5 protein-coding genes are annotated in these 6,052 nt (G+C 64.6%); all 5 read right to left on the bottom strand.

Features of this window, described 5'->3' with window-relative positions; genetic code table 11:
- Positions 1 to 13 precede the first annotated feature (13 nt).
- Positions 14 to 859, bottom strand: coding sequence for a fumarylacetoacetate hydrolase family protein (locus F568_RS0104600; RefSeq protein ID WP_019017535.1), 846 nt, complete (start codon positions 857 to 859; stop codon positions 14 to 16).
- Positions 860 to 985: 126 nt separating this feature from the next.
- On the bottom strand, positions 986 to 2,416 hold the full coding sequence (locus tag F568_RS0104605) for an FAD-binding oxidoreductase (RefSeq protein WP_019017536.1): 1,431 nt from the start codon (positions 2,414 to 2,416) through the stop codon (positions 986 to 988).
- A 74-nt stretch (positions 2,417 to 2,490) separates the two neighbouring features.
- The gene (locus F568_RS0104610) at positions 2,491 to 4,068 is read right to left on the bottom strand and encodes an aldehyde dehydrogenase (NADP(+)) (RefSeq protein ID WP_019017537.1); all 1,578 of its coding nucleotides are present in this window, start codon (positions 4,066 to 4,068) and stop codon (positions 2,491 to 2,493) included.
- Between the two features lie 32 nt (positions 4,069 to 4,100).
- Positions 4,101 to 5,093 carry an AraD1 family protein gene (araD1, locus tag F568_RS0104615; RefSeq protein ID WP_019017538.1) on the bottom strand — a complete coding sequence of 331 codons (993 nt, stop codon included), beginning with the start codon at positions 5,091 to 5,093 and terminating at the stop codon, positions 4,101 to 4,103.
- Between the two features lie 28 nt (positions 5,094 to 5,121).
- Positions 5,122 to 6,052: TRAP transporter large permease (locus F568_RS0104620; protein WP_019017149.1), on the bottom strand; the 931-nt coding region annotated here is incomplete at its 5' end.

Raw genomic sequence — 6,052 nt, forward strand, 5'->3', positions numbered from 1 at the left:
TCGATATCATCATTCAGTCATCGCTTACTACGCGCTGACACTGCTCGCCAAGGCCATCGATGCCCAGGCGCATTTGCTGTCCCGGCTTGAGGTAGGTTGGCGGTTGCTGGCCCATGCCCACGCCCGGAGGGGTGCCGGTGGAGATCACGTCGCCAGGCTGCAGGCTCATGAAACGGCTCAGGTAGCTGATCAGGAAAGGGACTTGATAGACCATGGTGCGCGTAGTGCCGTCCTGGTAACGCTTGCCGTCCACCTCGAGCCACATGTTGAGGTCATGCGGATCGGCAATCTCGTCCGGCGTTACCAGCCACGGACCCAGCGGGCCGAAGGTATCGCAACCCTTGCCCTTGTCCCAGCTGCCGCAACGCTCGAGCTGGTACTCGCGCTCCGAGACGTCGTTGACTACGCAGAAACCGGCAACGTGGCCCATGGCGTCGGCCTCGTCGATATAGCGGCCGCCCTTGCCGATCACCACGCCGAGTTCGACTTCCCAGTCGGTCTTTATTGAGCCGCGGGGAATCTTCACGTCATCGTTGGGGCCGCAGATAGCACTGGTCCACTTGTTGAAGATCACCGGCTCGCTGGGGACCTCGGCACCGGTTTCCGCAGCGTGGTCGGAGTAGTTGAGGCCAATGCAGATGAACTTGCCGACATGCCCGACACAGGGGCCGATGCGTGAACCGGCATCGATCACGGGAAGCTCGTCGGTCGCAATGCCTGCCAGGGACTGCAGTTGGCTCGCGCTCAGGTTGGCACCTGCCAGGTCGTCGATATGGCCCGACAGGTCACGGAGCTTGCCTTCCTGATCCAGCAAGGCGGGTTTTTCCTGGCCTGGTGGGCCGACGCGCAGCAATTTCATGGCACCGAATTCCTTCTGATGGGTTGGGTGAAGCGGAGCTCACCGTTGTTATTGATGGTTGACTGTATGACAGGATGCTAGCCCCAGTGTAGTGATGAGCGGGCGCATTGCCATTACCACCATCGGCTAAGAGGCGCGAGGGTCGGGAAGGATGCGGCCCATGCTCATTAACTGGTCGGGATCGAGAAGCTGCTTGAGTCCTGCCAGCAGCTCCCGTTCCACCTCGCTGGTACGGGCGAGATAGGCGGCCTGCTTGGTACGACCGATGCCGTGTTCGGCACTGATACTGCCATTGAAGCGGTCGACCACCTCGAACAGCGCCGTCTCGATGTCGTGCAGAAGGGCCTTCTTCTGCGGCTCGGTCAGCGTCGCGGGCGGCAGCACGTTGAAGTGCAGGTTGCCGTCGCCGACATGGCCGTAGGCGATGATCGTCGAGTCGGGAGAGTAAGCGCCAACGGCCTGAGACGCAGCCTCGGCAAAGCCGGCGAGCGCCGAGGTCGGCACCGAGATATCGGTGCGCAGATGCTCGCCGCGCTGTTGCTGGCCTTCCAGCATGCTCTCGCGGAACTGCCAGAGCCGCTGGGACTGACTCTCGCTGGAAGCCAGGACGCCATCGAGCACGAGGTCGTCGTCCATGCCGCGGGCCAGCAAGGCGTCGAGCATCTCGGCGAGATCCACGGGCCCAGTGGCAGCCAGCTCGAGCAACACGTAGTGGGGATAGGCGGTATCCAGTGGGTCGCTGAGTTGGGGGGCGGCCTCCAGGGCGAGTTCGATACATCCCCGGGGGATTAGCTCGAAGGCCGAGAGTAGGTCGCTGCATTGACGGCGTGCCAAGGCATAAAGCTGCATTGCGGCGTGTATCGAAGGCACGGCGAGCAGGGCGGTCTGTGTTCTCTCCGGACGTGGCGACAGCTTGAGGACGGCGCCGGTGACGATACCCAGTGTGCCTTCGCTGCCAATGAACAGCTGCGCCAGACTGTAGCCGCGATTGTCCTTGTGCAGCGCGTGCATGCCATCCCATATTCGGCCGTCGGGTAGAACCACTTCCAGCCCCATGACCAACTGGCGCATCATGCCGTAGCGCAACACATTGAGACCGCCGGCATTGGTGGCGACATTGCCGCCGATCTGACAGCTGCCCTGGGCGCCCAACGAGAGTGGGAAATAGCAATCCTCAGCGTCGGCCGCACGCTTGACGGTTTCGAGAATGCAGCCGGCATCGACGGCAATGCTGAAGTTGAGCGGATCGACCTGCCGGATGCGATCCATCCGCTCCAGGCTGATGACTAGCTCGGGAGACTCGAGATCGGGCATGGCGCCACGTACCAGTCCGGTATGCCCGCCCTGGGGCACCATGCGAATGCCATATTCACGACACAGCTTGACGGTATCCGAGACCTGCCGGGTGGTTTTGGGGCGGGCCACGGCCAGTGGCATGCCCAGTCGATCACCGGCCCAATCCTGCACATAGCGTTCATGATCGGCCGGGTCGCGCAGCACCCCTTTGGGACCGAGCAAGCTAGCCAGGGCATCGAGAAAGTCCGTATGTTTATCCATGCCGCTCTCCTCAAGAAAAAACCGGCATGGGTCGCCCCATGCCGGCTCGGTCATTCATCGTTCAGCTACGGTAATCAGCCTTCGCGCTTGCCGTCATAGAGCCGCTTGAGCCCCAGCGGGTTGCTCTCCTTGAGCGGCTCGGGCAGCAGCCCTTCCGGCAGCGCCTGGTAGCACACCGGGCGCAGGAAGCGGAAGATCGCCGCGCTACCCACCGAGGTGGTGCGGCTGTCCGAGGTCGCCGGGTACGGCCCGCCGTGAACCATCGCATGACACACCTCGACCCCGGTCGGCCAGCCGTTGACCAGCACGCGGCCCGCCTTGCGCTCCAGCGTCGGCAGCAGCGCACGCGCCGCGTCGAGGTCGGCATCGTCCATCTGCAACGTGACGGTGAGCTGGCCTTCCAGATGCTCGGCGACCCGCTTCACCTCGGCCGTGTCGTTGCACTCGATGACCAGCGAGGAGGAGCCGAACACTTCTTCCTGCAGGGTTTCTTCGGCCAGGAAGTCGGCCGCCGAGGTCACGAACAGCGCCGACTGGCACTGGTTGGGCGTTTCGCCGACCTGGCCACGCGCCACTTCGCGCACCTTGTCGTGACTCGAGAGCCGGCCCACGCCCTGCTGGTAGGCGTCATGGATGCCCGGGGTAAGCATGGTCTGCGACGCGCTCTGCTTGAGCACCTCGCCGGCCTTGGCGACGAAGGCGCCCAGCGCCTCGCCCTTTTCGGCGATGACCAGGCCCGGGTTGGTGCAGAACTGACCGGCACCCATGTTGAGCGAGGCCACGAAGCCTTCGGCCATCGCCTCGCCACGGGCTTTCAGCGCTGCCGGCAACGGGAACACCGGGTTGATCGAACTCATCTCGGCGTAGACCGGGATCGGCTCCTTGCGCTGCTGGGCAATCTTCATCAGTGCAGTACCGCCGCCGCGCGAGCCGGTGAACCCCACCGCCTTGATGCGTGAATCGGCAACCAGCGCGGCGCCGACTTCACGGCCGGAGCCGAACAGGACGGAGAACACGCCTTCCGGCAAACCGCACTTGGCGACGGCCTTCTGCACGGCGCGGCCGACCAGCTCGGAAGTACCCGGGTGCGCGGAATGCGCCTTGACGATCACCGGGCAGCCCGCGGCCAGCGCCGAGGCAGTGTCGCCCCCGGCCACGGAGAAGGCCAGCGGGAAGTTGCTGGCGCCGAATACGGCGACCGGCCCCAGCGCGATGTGACGCTGACGCAGGTCGGCACGCGGCATCGGCTGGCGGTCGGGCATCGCCGGATCGATACGCACATCGAGCCATTCGCCGGCGCGCACCACGTTGGCGAACAGGCGCAGCTGGCCGCAGGTACGGCCACGTTCGCCCTCGATGCGGGCCTGGGGCAGGCCGGTCTCGGCCACGGCCCGCTGGATCAGGTCATCGCCGATGGCCTCGATCTCGCTGGCCACGGTCTCGAGAAACACCGCGCGGTCCTCGAGCGAGGTCTCGCGGTAGGTGTCGAATGCATCCCAGGCAAGCTGCGCGGCCTTCTCCACCTCGGCGGCGCTGCCGCCGGCATAGGCCGGGTCGAGCTGCTCGCCGGTGGCCGGGTTGACGGCGTGGATGGCGCTGCTGTTGCCGGCGACGGCCTGCTGGCCGATGAGTGATTTGCCTTCCAGTGTCATGAATCCCTCCTGACGTGATTCGGGTACGTGCGTTACAGGGCCTTGATAGCGACGGGCGTTTCCGCGGGGGTGAAGCGCAGCGGATTGCGCAGGGGGCGACCGAAAGCCGGTAGATCGACTTCAAAGCGGTCGCCATCCTGGGTCTTGATGTTATCGGCGAAGCTCAGGGTCGCCGTACCGAAGTAGTGAACATGCACATCGCCTGGGCGACGGAAGCTCTGGTACTTGAAGTGGTGATATTCCAGGTTGGCGAGGCTGTGTGCCATGTTCGCCTCGCCGGTCAAAAACGGCTTTTCCCATACGACCTCGCCATCACGGACGATGCGGCTGGTGCCCTCGAGGTGCTCCGGCAGGTCGCCGACCAACAGTTCCGGCCCGTAACTGCAGGCGCGCAGCTTGGAGTGCGCCAGCCACAGGTAATTGTGGCGCTCGGTGACATGGTCGGAAAACTCGTTACCGACCGCATAGCCAACACGCCAGGGCTGGCCGTCGTCACCGATCAGATAAAGACCGGCCAACTCGGGCTCTTCGCCGGCATCTTCGGCGAAGCTGGGCACGGGCAGGGCGGCTTCAGGGTCGACAACGATGCTGCCGTCGCCCTTGTAGAACCATTCCGGCTGGGCCCCCGGTTGGCCATCCTGCGGCTTGCCGCCTTCCACGCCCATCTTGAACATGCGCATGGAGTCGGTCAGTTCACTCTCGGCGGCCTGGGCCTTGGCGTGCATCGCCGAGCGGGTGTCGGCGCTACCCAGATGGGTGAGGCCGGTGCCGCTGATCAGGCAGTGGGCCGGATCGGGGTGGGTCAGTGGCGCCCGCAAGCGCTGTTGCTCGATCAGATCGGCATAGTCGAGGCGGGTATCGGTGAGCTCCGATTCCACCAGCTCGCCCAGCGGTCGCTTCTCGGCGATGGCGCGTTTTGCCAATCCGTAGACACCCTCGTCGGCGTTCACCAGGCGTACCTGCTCGGGGCCTTCCACCATGGCGACCCGAAGGCGGCCTTCATGTTCACATTGGATCAGTCGCATGGCGACCTCCGTTGGTTGAATGGGATTTTTACACAAGCCACATGGCGAGATTCGGCCAGAACAGCAGCGCGAACAGCACGCACAGCTGCAGGGCGATGAACGGCAGCAGCGACACGAAGATGTCCTTGAGGCTGATCTCCGGCGGCGCCACGCCCTTCAGGTAGAACGCGGCCGGGCCGAACGGCGGCGACAGGAACGACACCTGCATGTTCACCGCGAACAGGATGCCGAACCAGATCGGGCTGTAGCCCAACTGGGTGATGATCGGCACGAAGATCGGCAGCGTCAGCATCGCCACCCCGATCCAGTCGAGGAACATGCCCAGCACCAGCAGGATCGCCATCATCACCAGGATGATCACGATCGGCGCCACGTCGAGCCCCATGATCATGCCCGAGATGAAGCGGTTGCCGCCCATCAGGTTGTAGACCCCGACCAGCGCCGCCGCGCCGATGCCGATCCAGATGATCATGCCGCAGGTCATCAGTGTCTGGCCCAGGCTCTCGTGCATGGTCCTGAACGAGAACTCGCCCCGCAGCACCACCGCCATCAGCACGCCGAACACGCCCATCGCCGCCGCCTCGGTGACCGAGGCCACGCCGCCGTAGATCGAGCCCAGCACCAGCACCGCGATCAGCGCCGGCACGATGATCGCCTTGAGCGCCTGGCCCTTGGTGGCAAACGTCTCGGCCCGCGCCTCATCGGTCAGCGGCGGCCCCATGGCAGGGTTCTTCAGGCAGCGCACCAGCACGTAGCCGATATAGGAGAGCATCAGGATCACCGCCGGGGTGATCGCGGCGGTAAACAGGTCGGCGATCGACACGCTGGCGATCAGGCCGTAGATGATCAGTACGATCGAGGGCGGCATCATGGTGCCCAGCGAGCCGCCGGCACACACCACGCCGATCGACAGGTGCTTGTCGTAGCCCAGGCGCAGCATCTGGGGCAGCGCCAGAATG

The sequence above is a fragment of the Modicisalibacter luteus DSM 23508 genome (assembly GCF_000378505.1).
Lineage (GTDB): Bacteria > Pseudomonadota > Gammaproteobacteria > Pseudomonadales > Halomonadaceae > Modicisalibacter > Modicisalibacter luteus.